Raw genomic sequence first — 3,760 nt, 5'->3', positions numbered from 1 at the left:
CCCCGACGGCGCCCCAGCCCGACCCCGCGCTGCAGACCACGCCCCTCCAGATCACGGAGCTGCAGCCCGACTCCCGCACCAACGTGCCGGGCACCAGCAGCGACGCCTACGAGTTCATCGAGCTCTACAACGCGACCGACCACGACATCGACCTGTCGGACTACACGATCACGTACCTGTACCCGGAGACCGGCGCGACCGCCGACTGGCCGTTCACTCCCGCCGACGCCGTCATCGCCTCGGGCAGGACGGTCGTGATCTGGATCAAGAGCGCGACCAACGCCGCCTTCACCGCCGCGCAGTTCAACACCGAGTTCGGGAGCTCGCTGGTGGAGGGCGTCGACCTGCTGCAGATCGACTCCGCCGGCATGGCCAACAGCGGCGCCCGCGGCATCCAGGTCACGACGAAGAGCGGCATCCCGGTGAGCAGAGCGCTGTTCAGCCTCAACGGCACCGACGACGCCGTCGCCGGCCAGCCCGTCCAGTACGGCCCGCCGACCGCAGGCTCCGTCGAGCAGACCCGCCTCGCCCTCGGCGCGCCCACCCCGGGTTCCGTCGACGCCGCTCAGGTCCCCACCGGCCTGATGGTCGTGCCCGCCGACGCCACCGCACCCGTCGTCGCCGACTCCACGCCGGCGACGATCACGCCGGGCGCCGACTTCTCCTTCGCCTTCACGGTGACCGACGACGTGCAGGTCAGGCGCGCCACCCTCGAGCTGACCAACAGCGCCGACAGCACCCCCGTGCTGCACGAGCTCACCGTGGGCGCCGGCGGCGGCGCGGCGTACTCCGTCCCGGCGGCCGACCTGACCGGCAAGAAGTGGTTCGACTACGTGCTCACCGTCTCCGACGGCACCAACCACGTCACCACCACCAGCAAGCGCGTCCAGGTGGAGGGCGCTGCCGACGAGCCGCTGTCGCTCAACGTCACCGACGGCCAGTTCGTGGCGGGCACGACCCCGGTCTCCGGCATCGCGGACGCGCTCGACGACGACGTGACCGTCTCGGTCGACGGCGCCGACGTCTCCCCGACCCGTCCCGACCTCGGCGGCACGCCGGTGTTCGCGTTCGAGGCGAGCGGCGTCAACACGTTCTTCCGCAACGGCGTGCTGATCGGCGACGACATCCTCACGATCTTCGACGAGGGCATCCCGACCGGGTGGAAGACCATCCCGACGACCGTCCCGCTGTCGTACATCGCCAAGGGCAGGACACTCACCGTCAGCGTCTGGGCGGGCACCAAGGCCGCCCCCGAGCTCAGCCCCGAGAACAACGACGACTTCGAGATCCGCAACCCGCGCCTGGTGCTCCCGAACGGCCACTCCCTGACGCCGAGCGGCTACACCGCCGGAGCCTCGCTCAAGATGGGCGACAGCGCCGGCAAGCTCGACTTCTACGACGCCGTCTTCACGCTGCCCGACGACGCCTTCACCGCGCAGACCTACGACTGGGACACCTCCTCGGTCGCGGACGGCGCGCACACGGTCTCGGCCCGCACCGCCACCGACGCGCCGGTCTCGGCGACGGTGACGGTCGACAACACCGCCCCGGCGATCACCACCTCCGTCGAGAACGGCCGGGAGTATCGCGGCCCCTTCACGATCGACGCCTCCATCGCCGACGCCGGCTCGGGCATCCCCGCCTCCTCCGTGCCGGTGATCACGCTCGACGGGGAGGATGTGCGGCACCTGCTGCCGATCGCGACCTCCTCGGTCACGCTGCCCGCCGGGACGCACGTGCTGCACGTCGAGCAGTCCGACGCCGTCGGCAACCACGCCGCGCGTGACATCACGTTCACGACACCGGTCGAGCAGCCGACCGTGAGCGACCTCACCCCGGCCGACGGCACGACTGTGAAGCAGGGCGCGGTGACGCTCGGCGCGACGGTGTCCGACCCGAGCGGCGACCGCCTGACCGCGGAGTTCCGGACCGGCGAGCACCTCGACACCACCTCCGGCGGCGTGACCTCGAGCAGCGGGACGACCTCCGTCGCCACCGAGGTGCAGCGCCCGACCGCGCTGAGCACCGCGCGCCTGCAGGCGCTGGCCGGCACCGACGGCGTCGACACGAGCGTGTCCTCCGACACCGCCCTCCCGTACCAGCTGTTCGACGTGACGGTCCCCGCCGGGTCGGGCGACGCCTACCAGGCGCGGCTCACCTGGACCGGCTCGGCCAACGCCGAGGCGAAGGTGCTCCTCTACGTGAAGAACGTGAGCACCGGTGCGTGGGAGGAGGTCGACCGCCACATCACCGGCGCCGGCGACGAGGGCGCGCCCTTCACCCTGAGCGCCCTGGTCGGCGCGAAGGACCACGCGAAGGACGGCGTCATCACCGCGCTCGTGCAGCACTCGGAGGGTTACGCGGGCGGCAACCTCTCCACCCGCGACAGCACGATCACCCCGGCGAACCCGGGCGACACCCCGCGCTCCGACTACGACTTCACCATCGGCTGGGAGTCGGACACGCAGTACTACAACGAGAACAAGACCGGCGTGGAGTACCAGCACCAGGTCGACATCCACGACTACTTCCTGCAGCAGCGCCAGAACATCAACCTGCAGTACGTCATCCACACCGGCGACATCGTCGACAACTCGAAGGTGCCCGACCAGTGGACGCGCGCCGACGCCCAGTACGACCGGCTCGACGCCGCCGGGCTGCCCTACGGCGTGCTGGCGGGCAACCACGACGTCAACCACAAGGACGAGGACTACACCGAGTACTCCGCGAACTTCGGCGAGGCCCGCTTCGGGGCCAACCCCTGGTACGGCGGCGGCTACCAGGACAACCGCGGCCACTACGACCTCGTGTCGGCCGACGGCCTGGACTTCATCTTCGTCTACATGGGCTGGGGCGTGTACCAGGACCAGATCGACTGGATGAACGAGGTGCTCGCGCAGTACCCCGAGCGCATCGCGGTCATCGACCTCCACGAGTACCTCCTGACCACGGGAGGCCTCGGCCCGGGCCCGCAGGCCGTCTACGACCAGGTCGTCGCGACCAACCCGAACGTCCGCATGGTCATGTCGGGCCACTACCACGACGCCTACACGCGGGTGGACGCGTTCGACGACGACGGCGACGGCACCCAGGAGCGCAAGGTCTACCAGATGCTGTTCGACTACCAGGGGCTCCAGGAGGGCGGCATGGGCTTCCTCCGCCTGCTGCAGTTCGACAACGAGGGCCGCGACGTGACGGTGCGCACGTACTCCCCGTCGCTGGACCAGTACGACACGGACGACCCTACAGTGGCCGACGACCCGGCGAACCCGACGAAGTTCCAGGAGTTCACCATCCCGTACGCGGACCTGAACATCACCCCGCGCACCCGCGTGCTGTCGACCGACTCGTTCACCGCCGACATCCTCGGCGACCGCGTGATCGGCACGTCGACGGAGGTCGCGAGCGGCTCCACGGTGACGGCGTCCTGGGCGGACGCCCCGGCCGGGACCGCCGGCTGGTACGTACGCGTCACCGACCCGTACGGTGCGGTGACGGACTCGCCGGTGCAGCACCTCACGGTGACGGCGGTGACGGCGGGGACGGCGGGCCGGGCTCCGGCGGTCCGGGCTCCGGTGGCGGCGCCCGCGCCGCCCCCCCCGGCCAAGGCGCCCCCCCCCCCGTCGACCCCCCCCGCGCCCACCCCGCCCCCGGCCCCCCCGCCCGGGCGCCGGGCCGGGGGCCCGCGCCCGGTGGTGCCGGCGAAGAGCTCCTTCATCCGGAGGTAGACGACGGAGGCCTCCGAGAGTCCGCCTTCGTC

General features: G+C 71.2%; 1 protein-coding gene. It reads left to right on the top strand.

The window, feature by feature from the left end:
- On the top strand, positions 1-3,728 hold a 3,728-nt coding region (locus ACR9ZG_RS18420; RefSeq protein ID WP_481286296.1), incomplete at its 5' end, for a lamin tail domain-containing protein.
- Positions 3,729-3,760: the final 32 nt, after the last annotated feature.

It is taken from the genome of Leifsonia sp. KNZ12-8B (assembly GCF_056755495.1).
The sequence above is the reverse complement of the archived record's forward strand: the minus strand, read 5'-3'. Positions and strand labels throughout refer to the sequence as shown.